This window comes from Ochrobactrum chromiisoli (genome assembly GCF_026241335.1).
Classification (GTDB): domain Bacteria; phylum Pseudomonadota; class Alphaproteobacteria; order Rhizobiales; family Rhizobiaceae; genus Brucella; species Brucella chromiisoli.
This window is the reverse complement of the sequence record NZ_JAPHAV010000007.1, coordinates 149,381-168,249: the sequence shown is the minus strand read 5'-3', so window position 1 is coordinate 168,249 and position 18,869 is coordinate 149,381. Positions and strand designations below refer to the sequence as shown.

Sequence of the window (18,869 nt, the reverse complement as noted above, 5' to 3'; positions counted from 1 at the left end):
GTGTTCAGCTTATGAGTAGCGGGCGATGCTTAAATCGTCGGCCTGAATGTCCGGTTTGTTGCCGGAAATAAGATCTGCGAGAAGCTTGCCGGAGCCGGGGCCCATGGTCCAGCCAAGTGTGCCGTGGCCCGCATTGATAAACACGTTTTCGTAGCGGGTTGCTCCGATGATCGGCGTTGAATCCGGCGTCATGGGACGCAGGCCCGACCAGAAGGTTGCAGCCTTGAGATCGCCGCCGGGGAACAGGTCGCTCACCGACAGATCAAGCGTTGCGCGACGTGCTGCCGGCAGATCTTTGGTAAAGCCGGAGACTTCGGCCATCCCGCCCACGCGGATGCGGTCGCCAAGGCGGGTGATGGCAATCTTGTAGCTTTCATCAAGCACGGTCGAGACCGGCGCCAGTTCTTCATTGATGATCGGAGCGGTGATCGAATAGCCTTTGACCGGATAGATTGGAGCGTTCAGGCCAAGCGACTTGACCAGTGCGGGCGTATAACTGCCGAGCGCCACAACATAACGATCAGCTGTCAGAATGCCTTCCGACGTTTCGACACCGGAGACTTTTCCACCTGTCAGCAAAAGCGATTTGATATCGATGCCGAAACGGAACTTGACGCCAAGGCCTTCGGCAATTTTCGCCAGTTCATTGGTGAATTTGAAGCAGTCTCCGGTCTCATCATTTGGCAGGCGCAGGCCGCCGACGAATTTATCGCGGGCGCGCGCCAGAGCAGGCTCAATGCGCACGCAGTCTTCGCGGTCGAGCACTTCAAACGGCACGCCATCCTGACGCAGCACTTCAATATCTTTGCCGATGCCGTCGAGCTGATACTGTTCGCGGAAGAGCTGCAAGGTGCCCTGCATGCGCTGGTCATATTGAATGCCAGTCTCATCGCGCAGCGCGATAAGGCAATCACGGCTATATTCGGCCACGCGGACCATACGGCTTTTATTGACCTTGTAGCGGCTCTCTGTGCAGTTGGCGAGCATCTGCAACAGCCAGCTATACTGCTTTGGATCAGAGCTCAGGCGCAGAATCAGCGGCGCATGTTTCTGAAACAGCCATTTTGCGGCTTTCAGCGGAATGCCGGGTGCGGCCCAAGGTGAAGCATAGCCTGGCGACACCTGACCGGCATTGGCGAAACTTGTTTCCAGTGCAGGGCCTTCTTCACGGTCAACGACAGTGACCTCGTGGCCAAGCTTGGCCAGATAATATGCAGTGGTGACGCCAACAACGCCGCTGCCCAGAATGATGATATGCATGTTCGCCTCTTATTATTATGCGTGTGTGCCGGCTTCGCTATCGTTGTAAACGCGGGCATAGCGGTGGCCTAATGATGTGAGAATTTCATAAGGAATTGTGTCGCAATCCCGCGCCACATCTTCAAGCCGTTGATGCGGGCCGACGAGTTCAACCAGACTGCCGAGCTTGAGCGTGTCTTCCGGCAGGGCCGTGACATCAAGCGTGATGGAATCCATCGAAACGCGCCCGACAATCGGCAGGCGCGTGTCACCATAAAAGGCCGATCCTTTGTTGCTCAAAGAGCGGAACCAGCCATCGGCATAGCCGACTGCAATGGTTGCAATGCGCATGGGTTTTTCTGCGATAAAGGTGCCGCCATAGCCGACCGCCGCGCCCTTGTCGATATCGCGCACCTGAATGACGCGTGCGGATAGTTCGAGCACGGGGCGGATTGGATTTTCGCGGGCGTCCGGGCCGACGCCATAAAGGGCGACACCGGGACGAGCGAGATTGAAGTGATAAATCTGATCAAGGAAGCAGCCGCCGGAATTTGAAAATGCCACGGGCAGTTTTGGCAGACGCGCGAGCGCTGCATTCATGGCTGCAAGCTGGCGGGCATTGGCCGGATTTTGCGGCTCATCGCCGCTCGCCAGATGGCTGATGACAAATTTGACATCGATATGGTCGAGCAGATGCTGGTCATTGACCAGTTGGTCAAGTTCTTTGGCCGACAGGCCAAGACGCGACATGCCGGTATCGATTTGCAGCAAAGCGGGCAGTTTTTCGTTCAAGCTTGCAGCCAGTGCCGACCAGTTTTCAATCTGTTCCAGCGAATTGAGAACCGGCAGGATTTTCTCGCGTGCGCAGGCAGCTTCTGTGCCGGGTTGAAGGCCATTGAGCACGTAAAGCGTTGCATCCGGATTGAGAAAAGGCCGGAGCGAAATGGCTTCGCCCAGATGGGCGACGAAGAAATCGCGGCAGCCTGCTTCATAAAAAGCCGGTGCGACGCGATTTGCACCAAGGCCATAAGCATCAGCCTTCACCACAGCGGCGGTGCGCGTGGGGGCGATGCGACTGGAAATTGTCGAATAATTATGACGCAGAGCCGCAAGGTCGATCGTTAATATGCCACCCGCAGCAAGGTCGTGTTCGGTCTGGGAAAAATGCATCGACATATCGGTCATTTCCAGTTCACTCAAATGATTGCGGGATGAACAGGACTGATCCGCTTCCCCCCAAAAAGCTGATTGTTGCGGAAAGCAAAGGCCATAATGGATTGCCTCCAAAACAATAGCGATCATGATAGTCGAAGACTATTCGAATGTTTTTGCAATTTTTCGCATAATATGCGAATTTTTGCATGATTTGCGCACTTATTAGCTTTTGAGTTGAAGATTCTGCATGGCCATACTGGATAGCATAGACCGCAATATCATCCGCTCTCTCAGGCGCGATGGTCGTATGACCAATAGCCAGCTTGCAGGCGAAGTGGGGCTGTCACAGTCGGCCTGTCTCAGGCGCGTGCAGATTTTGGAGGAAAGCGGTGTCATTCGCGGATATACCGCCATTGTCGGGTCTTCAGGCGGCGATGAGCGGCTTGTCGCCATTGTGCGCATCACGCTGGACCGGCAGACGGAAGAATATCTCAACCGCTTTGAAGAGGCGGTGCGCCGCCATCCTGAAGTGCAGGAATGTTATCTCATGACGGGGGATGCCGACTATATTCTGCGGGTTGAGGCAGAGAATGCGGCTTCTTATGAAATCATTCATAAGGAAATTCTCTCGCGGCTGCCCGGCGTTGCGCGCATTCATTCGAGCTTTGCGATCCGCACCGTGCTTTTGTCAAAAGCGCCCACAAGTCGTGCATGAAAAAGCCCGGCGCAGGGCCGGGCTTCTCTTGATGATCATACGCTTGTTTTAGCGGAATTCGTAACGAAGACCGGCGCGGACAGTATGGAGGTTAAAGCCGTTATCGCGTGCCTGTGCGCCTGTTGCGCCGGGGCCGACCGCATTGCCGTAAGGGTTTGTGCTCTGATCTGCCGCATCGAACGCATAAGCTTTGCCGCCATTGACACGCAGATAGCGATAGCCAACATCAAGTTTGAGCTGGTCGGTGAGATCGTAGCTGACACCGGCCATCAGAGCCATTGCAAAACGCCAGCTGTCCAGTCCGTCCTTATCGCTTGTGTAAGAGCAGCCCGCGCAAACTTCATGGGTTTTCCATGTGTCGTATTTGACGAATGCTGCGCCAAGCCCCGCACCGACATAAGGTGTCAGGCCGCCAACCTTGCCAAGATCAACATAGGCGTTGGCCATGGCTGTCCAGATATTTGCTGTCGAGTTATCTTCGTAATTGCAATTGTCTTCGACGGGATTAAAGCCCTTGGCAGATTTGATGTAGCTTGGGCAGGCGGTCCGTCCGTTGATGCCGGCACGGAAGAAATCCAGTGTGGCATCGGTACGCAGCATTTCATTAAAGCGATAGCCAACACCGAGACCGTATGAAGCGCCGCCTTTGAGTTTGAAATCGTCATAACGCAGATTGTCATCAATGCCGCGATAAGGTGGGTCAAACTGATTCCAGAAGGCCCAATCGCCGTCAGTCTTGTTTTTGAAATTATAGCCGATATCACCGCGAATGTACCAACCCGCAGCGACAGGCAATGGAGCCGGCGCAACAACCGGATCGTCAAGAATAATGTCAGCTGCGTGCGCTCCATTTACAGCGATCAGCATCCCACATGCCATGAGCGCAATCGCGGAAACATTTTTCATCTAACCAACTCCAAAATAAACCAATGTCGGCCCCAGAACCGTTAGCTGAAGATGGTAAATGAATATGCTTAAGTTAATGTTACTTTCTATTAGGGAGTGCTAAATATGTAGTGCGGGTTGTAAAGAATAAGTTTCGCAGCGGCGATCTGATGCAATCAAATCGCCGCTTTATCTGTTTGTTTTTAAATGTTTTTTTAAAATACGGTGTCTATTTTTTTTACTTGAAGTCCGTCGATTTTATTATTGTTTGATCAATATCATCGATGTTGCGCTTGCCGCACAACGCCATGGTAATGTCGAGCTCCTTGCGGATGATTTCCAGCGCGAGTGTAACGCCTTCCTTGCCCATGGCACCAAGCCCGTAAAGGAATGGACGGCCAATAAAGACACCCTGAGCACCGAGCGCACGCGCTTTGAGCACATCTTGCCCGGAGCGGATGCCACCATCCATATGCACTTCGATCTTGTCGCCGACCGCATCGACAATCGGCTTAAGCATGGAAATGGATGAAGCGGCACCGTCCAACTGGCGGCCACCATGATTGGAAACGATGATGGCGTCGGCACCGGTTTTGGCTGCCATCTGTGCGTCTTCCACATCAAGGATGCCTTTGAGGATCAGCTTGCCGCCCCATTGTTCCTTGATCCATGCAACATCGTTCCAGTTGAGCTGGGGATCAAACTGTTCATTCGTCCATACAGAAAGGGAGGACAGATCCGTTACATTCTTTGCATGGCCTGCGATGTTGCGGAAGGTCCGGCGCTGTGTGCCCATCATGCCAATGCACCAGCCGGGCCGGGTCGCCATCTGCCAGATATGCTTTGGGGTAAATTTTGGCGGCGCGGAAAGTCCGTTGCGCAGGTCCTTGTGGCGCTGGCCAAGGATTTGCAGATCAAGTGTCAGCACCAAAGCCGAGCAACCAGCCGCTTTGGCACGGCTGATCAGGTTTTTGACAAATTCGCGATCCCGCATGACGTAGAGCTGGAACCAGAAAGGCTTTTTGGTCACAGAGGCCACATCTTCGATTGAGCAGATGCTCATGGTTGAAAGGGTGAAAGGAACACCGAAAGCCTCAGCAGCCTGTGCGGCCAGCATTTCACCATCTGCATGCTGCATGCCGGTGAGGCCTGTCGGGGCAATTGCCACTGGCATTGAGACTTTTTCGCCGATCATCGTCGTTTCAAGCGAACGGTTGGTCATATCAACCAGCACGCGCTGGCGAAGCTTGATCTTCGCAAAATCAGCTTCGTTGGCGCGATAAGTCGATTCCGTCCAAGCCCCTGAATCCGCATAGTCGAAAAACATTTTCGGGACGCGGCGCTTGGCAAGTCGCTTCAGATCAGCGATCTCGACGATGTTGGGCATGGTCTCTCCCTTTGTGGTCAGTTTTGTTTACCAGTCGAATGACTGATTGTTTCAGGGAAATCAAGAGCGATCCAACAGGCGTTGGTTGTTCACTCTCGGTTATTTGATCACATCTCTCTTTCAACTATACTATCTACTGGCTTTTGTGACTGAGATATCGATGCCATATGCTATGACGTACAGATAAGCTTGTGAGAATTAGCGGCCATTTTTGACGCATATTGAAGGTCAATAGCCTGAAAAAAGTAGCATTGTTGTACATAAAAGGTTGGGCTGAAACGCTGTGCAGTCGAGGATAGCAAAATGAGCAAAACTCACGACACCAGATTTATTGGCAAGAAGTCGAGTGCTGCCGGCGGATGGGGTGCGTTGAAAAGCTGTGGCAAGCAATTGCTGGCCAGCGGTGCACCGCTGACAGGTGCGCGCGCCCTTCTCAAGGCCAATCAGCCTGACGGCTTTGATTGCCCCGGCTGCGCATGGGGCGACCCGGAACACGGCTCTTCCTTTGAGTTTTGTGAAAATGGTGTGAAGGCTGTCGCTTGGGAAGCGACGGAGCGGCGCACAACACCGAAATTTTTCACCGAGCATACGGTGTCCGAACTGCGCGCATGGACGGATTATGCGCTGGAAAACACGGGCCGCCTTACGCATCCGATGCGTTACAACGCGGCGACTGATACATACGAAGCCGTTGAATGGGATGAGGCTTTTGCTGCCATTGGCAATATTCTCAAGAGCTTTGACAACCCTGATCGGGTTGAATTCTACACATCGGGCCGTGCTTCCAATGAGGCCGCTTTTCTCTACCAGCTTTTTGTGCGCTCTTATGGCACCAATAATTTCCCCGACTGCTCCAACATGTGCCACGAGGCCAGCGGTGTGGCTCTGACGCAATCTGTTGGTGTTGGCAAAGGGACGGTTCTGCTTGAAGATTTCGAGCAGGCCGATGCGATTTTCGTGGTCGGCCAGAACCCCGGTACCAACCATCCGCGGATGCTGGGCGATCTGCGTCGCGCAGCGGAGCGTGGTGCGCAGATTGTGGTGTTCAACCCAGTGCGCGAGCGTGGCCTTGAGCGGTTCTCTGATCCGCAGGACAAACTTGAAATGATGCATGGCGGCAGCGAAGCCATTGCAAGCGACTATTATCAACCGCGTCTTGGGGGTGATCTTGCGGCATTCCGCGGCATGGCCAAGGCTGTGTTTGCCGCCGATGATATAGCACTTGCCGCCGGAGAGCCTTCGGTTCTCGACCGGGCGTTTCTCGCACAACATACGGCAGAGTTTGAAGCCTATCGCAAGGCTGTTGATGCGACGACCTGGGAGGAAATTGAAGACCAGTCCGGTTTGCTGCGTCCGTCGCTTGAACACGCAGCACGCATTTATATGCAGGCTGACAAGGTTATTTGCACATGGGCGATGGGCATTACGCAGCACCGCCATTCGGTGATCACGATCCGTGAAATCACCAATTTCATGCTGTTGCGCGGCAATATCGGTAAGCCCGGTGCCGGGCTTTGCCCTGTTCGCGGCCACTCCAATGTGCAGGGTGATCGCACGGTTGGCATCAATGAAAAGCCGTCAGCAGCGTTTCTTGATGCGCTTGAAAAAGAATTTGGTTTCAGCGCACCACGTGCGCCGGGGCACAATGTGCTGGCCGCGATTGGTGCGATGCTTGATGGCTCGGCAAAGGCATTTATCGGCCTTGGTGGCAATTTTGCGCGCGCAACACCGGACAGCCCGATGATTGCCAAGGCATTATCCGGTCAAAGGCTGACCGTGCATATCGCGACCAAGCTTAATCATTCGCATCTTGTGCCGGGAGAGGATTCCTTTATCCTGCCATGCCTTGGACGCACGGAAATTGATCTCAATTCCAAAGGCGTTGCGCAGATTGTGACTGTTGAGGATTCCATGAGCATGGTTCATGGATCGGGGGGCATTAATAAACCCGCATCGCCGTTGCTGCGTTCAGAGGTTGCGATCATTGCCGGTCTGGCCAATGCAACATTGGGGCCAAAGCCGGTTAATTGGCTTGAACTGGCTGATGATTATGATCTCATCCGCAATCATATAGCGCGGGTACTGCCTGATTTTTATGATTTCAATGCGCGTGTTCGCGTGCCGCGCGGCTTTCATTTGCGCAACAGCGCGCGCGAACTCGAATGGGCAACGCCCAAAGGCAAGGCGACATTCTGGAGCGGTGCGCTGCCGGAAGCCGTTGAGCACCAGCAGGCACGTGATAAGCCGGGGCGTTATGTTCTGCAAACCTTCCGCAGCCATGACCAGTATAACACGACCATTTATGGCATGGATGACCGCTATCGCGGCGTTTACGGCGAACGACAGGTCGTGTTCATGAACCCTGCCGATATGTCGGATATTGGCGTTGAAGCGGGTGATCGGGCCGATATTGTCGGTGATTTTGATGATGGGATTGAACGGGTCGCGCGCAATTTCCGCTTTGTGCCTTATGATATACCGCGTGGCTGTATTGCCGGTTATTATCCCGAGATGAATGTCCTTGTGCCACTTGGCAGTGCAGGTGACGGAAGCGATACGCCGACATCAAAATCGGTTATCGTGTCATTTCGTCCTGTGCAGGCGGTGCGCGCGTGAGCGAAGAAGCCGAGTATATGGCGCTGGTCGATGCACTTGAGGCGGCATCAGGTAAAATTTCACGGCTCGGCGCGGGTATTCTTGCTGCCGCAGCACGCGATATTGCATCGGACAGCCGCAGTTTTTCACGGATATTTGGCGTTGCGCATGCGCTTGTGTTGCGGGAGCTTGTGACGCTTGGTGCAGAGGGCGGCTCTCTTCGCATCCGCCAAAGAGACGAGCGAACGCAACGCACCCGTTACGAGCTGAGCGCTGTCGGTCACCGGCTTGTCGAAGAGGTGCAATTATAATTTTCTATCATTAATTATGTTTATAAAGCCTGCTTTTAACGGCAACCTTTTGGTTGCATTGTGCCTGCGAAAAAACAGTGAGAATCGTTAAATGGCCGCAAGAGTTCTTCTCCTTGTTCATGGTGGGCGGAGGGTGTGCAAAGCAATCGCGCGTGTCCTTATTGCGGCCGCTGCGGTTCTGGCTTCGGGCCTTGTGGCGCATTCTGAAATGAGCGGAACGATTCCGGTCGCTGTGATTGAAAGCAAGCTGGTCGATTACCAGCCGCAATTGACGCTGTCGGGGGCTGTTGCTGCCCGTTCTCTGGTCAATGTATCCTTTCGCCTGAATGGACAGATTGTCGAGCGCCTTGTTGAGATTGGTCAGCATGTTGATAAAGGCGAGGTTCTTGCCCGGATCGATAATGCCGAGCAAAAGGCCAATATGCGCGTTGCACAAGCCTCGCAGGATGCTGCAAAAGCGCAGCTCGTTCAGGCAGAAGCCAGTTTTAAACGTCAGCAGGCTTTGCTGGGGCAGGGGTTTACCACGCGCAGCCAGTTTGATCAGGCACAACAGGTTTTACGCACGGCACAAAGTACGCTTTCCAATGCTGAAAGCCAGTTGAGCAATGCGCGTGACGAGTTGTCTTACACAGAGCTTCGCGCTCCGGCTGCCGGTGTTGTAACCGCGCGCAATGTGGAGAGCGGGCAGGTTGTGCAGGCCGCACAAACCGCGTTTTCAATTGCCGAAGACGGTGCACGTGACGCGATTTTCGATGTTCAGGAAACGTTGGTCAACCATGCCAAAATTGGCATGGGCGTGACACTGGGCCTGCTTTCCGATGAAAATGTTAAAACCGAAGGAAGTATTCGTGAAATCTCTCCGGTGGTCGATGCGCAGACAGGCACTGTGCGTGTGAAGGTTGGTATCTCAGAGGTGCCAGCGCAAATGGCACTCGGCGCGATTGTGACCGGCACGGTTCATATGGATGGTCAGCAGGTTTTCATTTTGCCGTGGAGCGTGATGACATCGGATGCCGGGAAAACGGCTGTGTGGCGGGTGGACAAGAAGACCAAGCTTGCAACGCTGGCTCCTGTTCGGGTGTTGGCGTTCGAGAAGGAGCGGGTGATCGTTGCATCTGGTCTGAATGCCGGAGACCTTGTTGTCACCAAGGGCGCGCAATTGCTGCGTTCTGGTGCCCATACAGAGATCATGCAGGGTCTGGAAGGAGCGGGCGCGCAATGAAACCGATGCTGAAACTCTGTTGCGCCTTCGTTTTTTCCGCTGTCCTTTTGACAATTGCAGCCTGTGGCAAGGAGGACGATCAAACAGCAGGGACTGAGCCTGTTCGTCCCGTGCTTTACACAATTGCTGCGTCAAAGCCTGAAACACAAACCAGCTTTGCCGGTTCCATTGAGCCGCGTTATTCAACAAATCTGGCGTTTCGGGTGCTTGGTCGCATCATTGCGCGGCCTGTTAGTATCGGCGATCTGGTGAAAAAAGGCGAGACGGTCGCCATGCTTGATCCTGCGACGCTTGATCTTGCGGTGCAATCGGCAAAAGCCGACCTTGCAAGCGCGCAGGCTCAGTTTGCCAATGCTGCCGGTAGCGAAGAACGCCTGCATATTCTGCTTAAGGGCAATAACATTTCGCAAGCCGATTACGATGCAGCAAAGCAGGCGCGTGACAGTGCTGAAGCCGGACTTGAAAAAGCGCAGGCAGGCTTACGCAAGGCGGAAGATCAGCGTGGGTATGCTGTTTTGAGCCCGGATTTTGATGGTGTCGTCTCTGCCACCAATGCAGAAGTTGGTCAGGTTGTGGCCGCAGGACAAGCCGTGATGACGGTTGCACGCCCCGATATTCGCGAAGCAGTTCTCGATATTCCTGACAGTATGCGTGACTATTTTGCGGCCGGTACGCCTTTTCATGTTCAGTTGCAGGCGGATCCGAGCGTGACAGGTCTTGGCAGAGTGCGCGAGGTGGCGCCGCAAGCAGATGCGCAGACCCGCACGCGCCGTGTTCGGATTGCGCTTGATAATCCGCCGGAAGGTTTCCGCCTTGGCGCAACAATTCGGGCAGGGCTTGCAAGCGCTCAGAAAGATCATGTCACTTTGCCGATACAGGCATTGTTTGAAAAAGACGGAAAAACTGCAATCTGGGTAATTGATCCAAAAACGCAAACTGTAAGTCTTCACGAGGTTGAGCTTGTCGAGCGCCGCGCCGACAGTTTTCTGGCAAACAATGTGGAGGTGGGAAGCTATGTGGCGACGGCTGGTGTGCACCAGCTTGAAGAAGGTCAAAAAGTCCAGTTGGATGCAAGGGGAAGCAGCCTGTGAAAAAAGGTTTCAATCTTTCTGACTGGGCGCTGAACCACCGCTCGCTGGTGTGGTATTTTATGATGGTGTTTCTGGTCGCGGGGCTTGTGTCCTATCTCGACCTCGGTCGCGCCGAAGATCCGGAATTCACCGTCAAGACGATGGTCGTTCAGGCAAGTTGGCCAGGTGCTTCCATCGATGAGACGATGAACCAGGTCACAGACCGGCTTGAAAAGAAGCTCGAAGAGCTTGATACGCTTGACTACACACGCAGCGTGACAACGGCTGGCAAGTCGGTTGTGTTTGTGTTTCTTAAATCGACAGTGCGCAAGAAGCAGGTGGCAGAAGCCTGGACTGAAGTGCGGCACATGCTCGATGACATCAAGCCAAGTTTGCCTGATGGCGTTTATGGGCCTTATTACAACGATAAGTTCGGTGATGTATTCGGCAATATTTTTGCCTTCACCGCTGACGGGTTGTCGATGCGGCAGCTTCGCGATTATGCCGAAGATGTGCGCACAAAAATCCTCACCATTCCCAATGCCGGTAAGGTTGAGCTGATCGGTGCGCAGGATGAGGCAATTTATCTCGAATTCTCGACGCGGCAGGTCGCAGCCCTTGGTCTTGATCAGCAGGCAATTCTCAAAGCGCTTCAGGATCAGAATGCGATCACGCCCTCTGGTGTCGTGCAGGCGGGGCCAGAACGCATCAGCGTACGGGTGAGCGGCCAGTTCAACTCTGAAGATGATCTGCGAGCCGTCAATCTGCGCGTGAATGACCGTTTCTTTCGCTTGTCCGATGTTGCGACGATCACGCGCGGCTATGTCGATCCGCCATCAGCGATTTTTCGGGTTAATGGCCAAGATGCGATTGGTCTTGGCATCGGCATGAAACCAAATGGCAATCTGCTGGAATTTGGTGCAAAACTTGATGCGATGATGGAGCAGGTGAAAGCTGAACTGCCGGTTGGCGTTAATGTTTTCAAGGTTGCCGATCAGCCTGAAGTTGTTCAGGATGCCGTCTCCGGCTTTACCAAAGCGCTGTTTGAAGCCGTTGTCATCGTACTTGCGGTAAGCTTTATCAGCCTTGGCCTGCGTGCAGGTTTTGTCGTGTCGCTTTCCATTCCGCTGGTGCTGGCGATCACCTTCCTTGTCATGTCATTGATGGATATTTCGCTGCAACGTGTGTCGCTTGGGGCGCTGATTATTTCGCTGGGACTTCTGGTCGATGATGCGATGATTGCGGTTGAGATGATGGTTGCGCGGCTGGAGCATGGCGATCCCATCAACAAGGCTGCGACCTATGTTTATTCGCATACGGCCTTCCCAATGCTGACAGGCACGCTTGTGACGATTGCGGGTTTTATACCGATTGGCCTCAACACGAGTCAGGCCGGTGAATATACATATACGCTTTTTGTGGTGATTGCTGTTTCGCTGATTGTTTCCTGGATTGTGGCCGTGTTGTTTGCCCCGCTTCTGGGTGTGACTTTCCTGCCCAAAAAGATGAAGCACCATGAAGAAAAGCGTGGCCGCTTCTTTGAGGCCTTTTCGAAGACGCTGGTTTTGGCGATGCGTCATAAGTGGATCACGATTCTGACGACGATTGCCTTGTTTGTCATCTCGGTTTTTGGAATGGGCTTTATTGAACGTCAGTTCTTCCCGGAGTCAGACCGTCCCGAACTGGTGATCGACTGGACCTTGCCGCAAAACAGCTCAATTGCCGATACCAAGGCGCAGATGGAGCGCTTTGAGCAGACGATGCTCAAGGATAATCCGGACGTCGATCACTGGAGCACTTATATCGGGCAGAGCGCGATCCGCTTCATTCTTTCCTTCGATGTGCAACCTGCCAATCCCTATTTCGGGCAGATGGTGGTTGTTGCCAAGGACGTGGAGGCGCGCGATCGTTTGAAGGCAAAATTTGATGAGGCCTTGCGCAAGGATTATGTCGGCACGGATACGTATGTGAAGTTCCTTGAACTGGGCCCGCCGGTTGGGCGCCCGGTACAATATCGCATCTCCGGGCCTGATATTCAGAAATTGCGTGGTATCGCGCAGGACTTTGCCGGCATCATGAATGCAGATAAGCGATTGGGTGTCGTCAGCTACAACTGGAATGAACCCGGCCGTGTTATCCGTGTGGATGTCATGCAGGACAAGGCGCGCAAGCTTGGCATTTCGTCCAAGGATATTGCCACGACGCTCAATGGCGTGGTGGGTGGCATTCCGATTACGCAGGTGCGTGATTCCATCTATCTGATTGATGTCATCGTGCGGGCGCAAGAACACGAACGCGATTCCATCGACACATTGCAGAGTCTGCAAATCGCAACCGGCAACGGCAGCTCCGTGCCGCTCGCAGCCATTGCCAACTTCCATTATGAGCTGGAGCAGCCGGTGGTCTATCGCCGTTCGCGCATTCCAACCATCACGGTTGCTGCCGGTATTAATGACAATACAATGCCGGATACGATTGTGAGTGAATTGCAGCCTGCGGTGAATAAATTCATCGAAAATCTGCCGGCGGGTTATTCGATTGTGACGGCGGGTACAGTGGAAGAAAGCGGCAAAAGTCAGGGGCCGATTATCGCCGTTGTGCCGCTGATGCTGTTTGTCATGGCAACAGTTCTGATGCTGCAATTGCAGAGTTTTCAGCGCTTGTTTCTTGTGGTTGCAGTTGCGCCTCTTGGTCTGATTGGCGTGGTTGCAGCCTTGCTTCCGAGCGGGAAGCCGCTGGGCTTTGTTGCCATTCTTGGCGTGCTGGCGCTGATCGGCATTCTTATCCGTAACTCGGTTATTCTGATCGTGCAGGTGGAAGAACATATCAGCGAGGGCATGCATCCGTGGGATTCGGTTGTGCAGGCAAGCCAGCATCGTATGCGGCCTATTGCATTGACCGCTGCAGCTGCAAGTCTGGCGCTCATTCCGATTGCGCGAGAAGTTTTCTGGGGGCCTATGGCCTATGCCATGATGGGCGGAATCATTGCCGGGACGGCGATTACGCTTCTGTTTCTCCCGGCCCTTTACGTGGCATGGTTTCGCGTCAAGGAGCCGGATCAAACAGAGGTGGGGCCGCAGCCACAACATTGATATGAGTTTGAAGACGTATCCGGAGAATAAGCATGCAAACTGTTCCATCCCTGATGCTGCAAGAAACCGAACAGTCGCCATCCGTGGTGGCGAAACTTCTTGCTGCAGAGGCCGGGACATTTGCTGAGATCGGACGGCTATTTGAAAAATCGCCCGCAGTCATTACGACGGCTGCACGTGGCTCTTCCGATCATGCGGCGACATTTTTCAAGTATCTGATGGAGATTGCCACAGGCATTCCGGTTGCCTCTGTCGGGCCATCGGTGGCTTCCGTTTATGGCGCGAAACTCAGATTGAAGGGGGGGCTGCATTTCACTGTGTCGCAATCGGGGGCAAGCCCGGACATCATTGCGGTGCAGGATGCTGCAAAGTATGGAGGAGCGACGACTGTTGCCGTTGTAAACGTGACCGATAGCCCGCTTGCAAAAGGGGCTGATATTGTGCTCGCTCTTCATGCGGGCGAAGAGAAAAGCGTTGCGGCGACCAAGTCCTTCATTGCCTCTGATGCTGCCCTTTCGGGTGTGGTGGCCTCAGCCAGCCAAGATGCAAGATTGAAAGATGGTTTGAGCCGCCTGCCGGAAGCCTTGGCTGCAACAAGGCCGGAAGGCCGTGCGGTGGTGGAAGACTTGCTGGTCGAGGCAAAATCACTGTTCACGGGCGGACGCGGCACAGCCTATGCCATTTCGCTTGAGGCGGCGCTTAAAGCGAAGGAAACGGCCAATATTCACGCGGAGGCGTTCTCGCTTGCAGAGCTGATGCATGGACCGATGCGGCTGGTGGAGCCAGGCTTTCCGATTCTATCGTTCATACCGCAGGATGAGGCGCTTGAAACAAGCATTCAGGCCCTCAACAGGCTTAAGTCCTTTGGTGCAAACCTTGTTTCATTCGGCGATGCCGACGTTCCGGGCCATCGGGTGCCTTCTGCATCTACCGGGAATGGTCATCTTGATCCGCTGGTTTCGCTCATTAATTATTATCGGATTGTTGAGGCGGTCACGCGCCGTAAGGGCTATGATCCGGATAAGCCGCGTCATCTGAACAAGGTGACATCGACGGTTTAACTCCACTTCTTGAGGTCTTAACGCATTATCGACTTGATAGCGCAATCCGGTCAGTGCATTACGCATTCTGGCATGGTTGGCACCTTATCGTACAGTAGAACGGACGGTGTGGTTATGCCTGCGTAATAGAGGAATTCCGATGCATAATTTTGTCTTGACCGTCACCTGCAAATCCACGCGCGGTATTGTTGCTGCTATTTCGGGTTATCTTGCGGGTAAGGGGTGTAACATCATTGACAGCGCCCAGTTCGACGATCTGGATACCGGCCGCTTCTTCATGCGCGTCAGCTTTATTTCCGAAGAAGGTGTTGCACTCGAAGCCTTGCGCGAAGGATTTGGAGCAATAGCCGCGCCTTTCGCAATGGATTTTGATTTTCACGACGATGCCCACCGTACAAAGACGCTGTTGATGGTGTCGCGTTTTGGCCATTGCCTTAACGATCTTCTTTATCGTTGGAAGATCGGTGCGCTGCCGATCGATATTGTGGGCGTTGTGTCCAATCACTTCGATTATCAGAAGGTCGTTGTTAATCACGACATTCCATTCCATCATATTGCCGTGACCAAAGCTAACAAGCCAGAGGCCGAACAGCGTCTGATGGATATTGTTGAGAGCACGGGCACGGAACTGGTGGTTCTGGCGCGCTATATGCAGGTTCTGTCCGATCAGCTTTGCCAGCAAATGTTGGGCAAGATCATCAATATCCACCATTCTTTCCTGCCATCCTTTAAGGGGGCAAACCCTTACAAGCAGGCCTATGAGCGTGGTGTGAAGCTGATTGGCGCCACAGCGCATTATGTGACTGCCGATCTTGATGAAGGTCCGATCATTGAGCAGGATGTGGCGCGCGTGACGCATGCGCAAAGTGCTGCCGATTACGTGTCCATTGGCCGTGATGTCGAAGCGCAGGTTCTGGCGCGCGCCGTTCACGCGCATATTCATCATCGTTCATTCCTCAACGGCAATCGTACCGTTGTTTTCCCGGCTAGCCCCGGGTCGTTCGCATCTGAGCGCGTGGGGTGAAATCCAAGCTGAATAACTCTTAAAAAGCGGCCTAATAGGTCGCTTTTTTTATTGAAGGTTTTTTACAATAGTTGTGAAGAAAAAATTGTTATTGATGTCTTGAGCAGTAATTCAAAAAAAATTTATGTTATCTGTAAGAGGAAATTATGAAAAATTATTTTTTATCTATTGTTTCAATGTTGACATTGATTGCTTCCACCCCTGTTTATGCGAACCAGGAAAATATCACGCACATAGTGCCATCCAGTACATTTAATACATCAGCTATGAATGCATCGCGGGTGCTTTATAATGGAAATTTTGCGTCAGCAACAAATAAATACTTAGCTTTCGATAGCCAATGTCTTTATGGCTCACAGGACGAGTGTGAAGCAGCTAACGATGATGATGTGACGGGTGAGCGTGGTATGTGCTACTCGTCTAATGACGGCTGTTGGCACCCTGTTTCGGGTTAAGAGATGAGCACTGGCGTTGGATCAATTTAAGGTCAGATGGAATCTCTTATAAATGATAGATTAGAGCGTGCCGCGGTTAATCGGATCGCCTAGCTCGCTCTATCTTATTGTTTTTACGCATTTCCAGCAAAACCGCTGCGCACTTCTGCTGGAAATGCTTTCATGTATTGTCCGGTTTAGACTTTAATGGCTAAACTGTCGGAATGTGATTTTCGGATACAGCTCCGGCAAATTTCGTTTGATGGTGTCGCGATATGATTGTGGTGCTGGCGATGCCAGAATTATAGCGCGTCCCTTGCTGCTGGAGATGATGTTAAGAACGCCAGCGTCGACAATCTCTCCCCTTTTTATCGAAATTTTACCGTCAAGTTGCAATGGTACAAGCGATTTTTTCGCGCCCAGTCCAAAGAAGCCGCGACTGCTGGCTTCAAGTACGCTTCGATGATTGGCGTCCCAGCTACAGATGATGCGCGATATGCCATATTCGCCCGGTGCTATCGGCTGGAATGACACGCGAATATCCTGACTATCCAATACGTCGAAGACACCAGGAATGTTCAAGGTAGCCATCCTGAGAGTAATCTTACCAAGATCAGCGAAGCTGAAATTTTGCCCGATATTCGTAACATTATGCGGCACCAACAGGCCATTCTCCAGTGGTTGCAATTGAATGTTCGCCTGATGGCATATTTTACCATTAATCGTCACGCGAGCGACGATTGCAGCACCTTTCGCAGCGACATAGCCCTCCGTCTTGCGCGCGCTTTCAATCGCGCTTTTGTTAAGCGCTGTAGGGTCCGAGCTGGTATTGCAACCACTTAAAACAAGAGAGCCGACCAAAATACCAAGCAGAAGAGATAAAGTCGATTTAGACATGCCGCCCCGCAGTGAATAAGAAAACATGCTGGTGCTTATTCGGGAGGCGCAGGCTTGTTGCAATGCAACTATTGTGTATTATCCACAATATGAGAAATTGGTTATGCTCAACAAAAAACCCCGCCAAAAGCGGGGTTTTCTTTTTATCTATCGTGAGACCGATTAGTCGATGTCGAAGGAAACACCCTGTGCGAGCGGCAGAGCCTTCGAGTAGTTGATGGTGTTGGTTGCGCGGCGCATATAGCCCTTCCACGCATCCGAACCCGATTCACGACCGCCACCGGTTTCCTTTTCGCCGCCGAATGCGCCGCCGATTTCAGCACCCGAAGTGCCGATATTGACGTTTGCAATGCCGCAATCCGAACCTTCAACCGAAAGGAAGCGTTCTGCTTCCTGCAGGTTGAGTGTGAAGATCGACGAGGACAGGCCTGCGCCAACTTCGTTGTGGCTCGCCAGCACGTCGTCGAAATCGGAATACTTCATGACGTACAGGATCGGTGCGAAAGTTTCTTCGAGAACTGGGCCTTCCTGCTTTGGCATTTCCACGATTGCCGGGCGCACATAGTAAGCGTTTTCATGGCCGGTTTCGACGCGTTCGCCGCCCTGAACCTTGCCGCCGTGAGCGGCTGCTTCCTTCAGTGCCTTCTGCATGTTGTCGAAAGCAACCTTGTCGATCAATGGACCAACCAGAGCTGTGGTTTCGAGTGGCGAACCAACGGTAACGCTGGCATAAGCCTTTTGCAGACGTGGGACGAGTGCGTCGTAAACGCTTTCATGCACGAAGAGACGACGCAGTGTGGTGCAGCGCTGACCAGCGGTGCCCATTGCACCGAAAGCGATGGCGCGCAGTGCCATGTCGAGATCTGCCGATGGGCAGACGATACCGGCATTGTTGCCGCCGAGTTCGAGGATCGCACGCGCAAAACGCTTTGCAAGACGTGGGCCAACTTCGCGGCCCATGCGGGTCGAACCGGTTGCCGAAACAACTGGAACCTTCGGGCTGTCAACGAGGACTTCACCAACTTCACGGTCGCCGAGCAGAAGCAGCGCAATGCCTTCTGGCGCTTCACCGAAACGCTTGAGTGCGCGCTGGAAGATTGCGTCGCAGGCAAGAGCGGTCAGAAGAGTCTTTTCCGAAGGCTTCCAGACAACCGAGTTGCCGCAAACGATGGCCAGCGCAGCATTCCACGACCAGACAGCAACAGGGAAGTTAAAGGCCGAGATAACGCCGACAACGCCAAGCGGATGCCAGGTTTCCATCATGCGATGGCCAGCGCGTTCGGTTGCGATGGTGAGACCGTAGAGCTGACGCGACAGGCCGACCGCGAAATCGCAGATGTCAATCATTTCCTGTACTTCGCCGAGGCCTTCCGAAGGGATCTTGCCAGCTTCAAGCGAAACGAGACGGCCGAGATCTTCCTTGGAAGCGCGGAGTTCTTCACCCAGGAGGCGGATCAGTTCGCCACGCTTTGGCGCTGGAACGGTGCGCCATGCGCGGAATGCTTCATCAGCCTTGTCGATGATCTTGACTGCATCGTCCTTGCTGTGGGTCTTGACCGATGCGATCTGCTCACCGGAGACCGGGCTGAAGCCAGCGAGGTCGCCCGACGTGTAAAGGGCTGCGTCAACGCCAAGCTTTGAAAGCAGCTCTGCGGCTTCTTTTTTCACGTCGAGCTTTTTAACAGTGGTGTTCATGTTTATCCTCTTAACCGGCTTAATCACGAGAGCAGTTTAAATTAGAGCGGGTTCGTAGTTACTGCTCTCGTTGTTTATATTTACGCA

At 53.2% G+C, this 18,869-nt stretch carries 15 protein-coding genes; 9 read left to right on the top strand and 6 right to left on the bottom strand.

Annotated elements, in window-relative coordinates; genetic code table 11:
- Positions 1–9: 9 nt before the first annotated feature.
- Both OPR82_RS14805 and alr read right to left on the bottom strand, forming a co-directional pair.
- Complete coding sequence (locus tag OPR82_RS14805) at positions 10–1,260, bottom strand: D-amino acid dehydrogenase (protein WP_265985659.1); 1,251 nt, start codon at positions 1,258–1,260, stop codon at positions 10–12.
- Positions 1,261–1,275: 15 nt separating this feature from the next.
- On the bottom strand, positions 1,276–2,424 hold the full coding sequence (alr, locus tag OPR82_RS14800) for an alanine racemase (RefSeq protein ID WP_265985658.1): 1,149 nt from the start codon (positions 2,422–2,424) through the stop codon (positions 1,276–1,278).
- 217 nt (positions 2,425–2,641) lie between these two features.
- Here alr and OPR82_RS14795 point away from each other — a divergent pair, with 217 nt between their 5' ends.
- Complete coding sequence (locus OPR82_RS14795) at positions 2,642–3,109, top strand: Lrp/AsnC family transcriptional regulator (protein ID WP_265985657.1); 468 nt, start codon at positions 2,642–2,644, stop codon at positions 3,107–3,109.
- Between the two features lie 48 nt (positions 3,110–3,157).
- Here OPR82_RS14795 and OPR82_RS14790 read toward each other — a convergent pair whose 3' ends face one another.
- Positions 3,158–4,015 carry an outer membrane protein gene (locus OPR82_RS14790; protein WP_265985656.1) on the bottom strand — a complete coding sequence of 286 codons (858 nt, stop codon included), beginning with the start codon at positions 4,013–4,015 and terminating at the stop codon, positions 3,158–3,160.
- Positions 4,016–4,232: 217 nt separating this feature from the next.
- On the bottom strand, positions 4,233–5,381 hold the full coding sequence (locus tag OPR82_RS14785; RefSeq protein ID WP_265985655.1) for an alpha-hydroxy acid oxidase: 1,149 nt from the start codon (positions 5,379–5,381) through the stop codon (positions 4,233–4,235).
- 303 nt (positions 5,382–5,684) lie between these two features.
- Between OPR82_RS14785 and OPR82_RS14780 the strand changes: the two genes are divergently transcribed.
- From OPR82_RS14780 to OPR82_RS14745, 8 genes are all read left to right on the top strand, one after another.
- Positions 5,685–7,997, top strand: a complete 2,313-nt coding sequence (locus tag OPR82_RS14780; protein WP_265985654.1) for an FdhF/YdeP family oxidoreductase — start codon at positions 5,685–5,687, stop codon at positions 7,995–7,997.
- A 17-nt stretch (positions 7,998–8,014) separates the two neighbouring features.
- Entirely contained in the window at positions 8,015–8,287 is a 273-nt protein-coding gene (locus OPR82_RS14775) for a hypothetical protein (protein WP_265985710.1), read from the top strand.
- A gap of 91 nt (positions 8,288–8,378) precedes the next feature.
- Positions 8,379–9,509 (top strand): efflux RND transporter periplasmic adaptor subunit, encoded by a 1,131-nt coding sequence (locus OPR82_RS14770; RefSeq protein ID WP_265985653.1) that lies wholly within the window; start codon positions 8,379–8,381, stop codon positions 9,507–9,509.
- Positions 9,506–10,600, top strand: a complete 1,095-nt coding sequence (locus OPR82_RS14765) for an efflux RND transporter periplasmic adaptor subunit (RefSeq protein WP_265985652.1) — start codon at positions 9,506–9,508, stop codon at positions 10,598–10,600. Before OPR82_RS14770 ends, OPR82_RS14765 begins: the two co-directional genes overlap by 4 nt.
- Complete coding sequence (locus tag OPR82_RS14760) at positions 10,597–13,671, top strand: efflux RND transporter permease subunit (RefSeq protein WP_265985651.1); 3,075 nt, start codon at positions 10,597–10,599, stop codon at positions 13,669–13,671. The genes OPR82_RS14765 and OPR82_RS14760 overlap by 4 nt, the downstream gene beginning before the upstream one ends.
- Positions 13,672–13,703: 32 nt before the next feature.
- Positions 13,704–14,732 (top strand): SIS domain-containing protein, encoded by a 1,029-nt coding sequence (locus OPR82_RS14755; RefSeq protein ID WP_265985650.1) that lies wholly within the window; start codon positions 13,704–13,706, stop codon positions 14,730–14,732.
- Positions 14,733–14,871: 139 nt separating this feature from the next.
- A complete protein-coding gene (gene purU / locus OPR82_RS14750; protein ID WP_265985649.1) occupies positions 14,872–15,756 on the top strand; it encodes a formyltetrahydrofolate deformylase in 885 nt (294 codons plus the stop codon).
- Between the two features lie 146 nt (positions 15,757–15,902).
- Positions 15,903–16,211, top strand: coding sequence for a hypothetical protein (locus OPR82_RS14745; protein ID WP_265985648.1), 309 nt, complete (start codon positions 15,903–15,905; stop codon positions 16,209–16,211).
- Between the two features lie 183 nt (positions 16,212–16,394).
- Here OPR82_RS14745 and OPR82_RS14740 read toward each other — a convergent pair whose 3' ends face one another.
- Positions 16,395–17,087 carry a hypothetical protein gene (locus OPR82_RS14740; protein ID WP_265985647.1) on the bottom strand — a complete coding sequence of 231 codons (693 nt, stop codon included), beginning with the start codon at positions 17,085–17,087 and terminating at the stop codon, positions 16,395–16,397.
- Between the two features lie 162 nt (positions 17,088–17,249).
- Complete coding sequence (gene amaB / locus OPR82_RS14735; RefSeq protein ID WP_265985646.1) at positions 17,250–18,782, bottom strand: L-piperidine-6-carboxylate dehydrogenase; 1,533 nt, start codon at positions 18,780–18,782, stop codon at positions 17,250–17,252.
- Positions 18,783–18,869 lie beyond the last annotated feature (87 nt).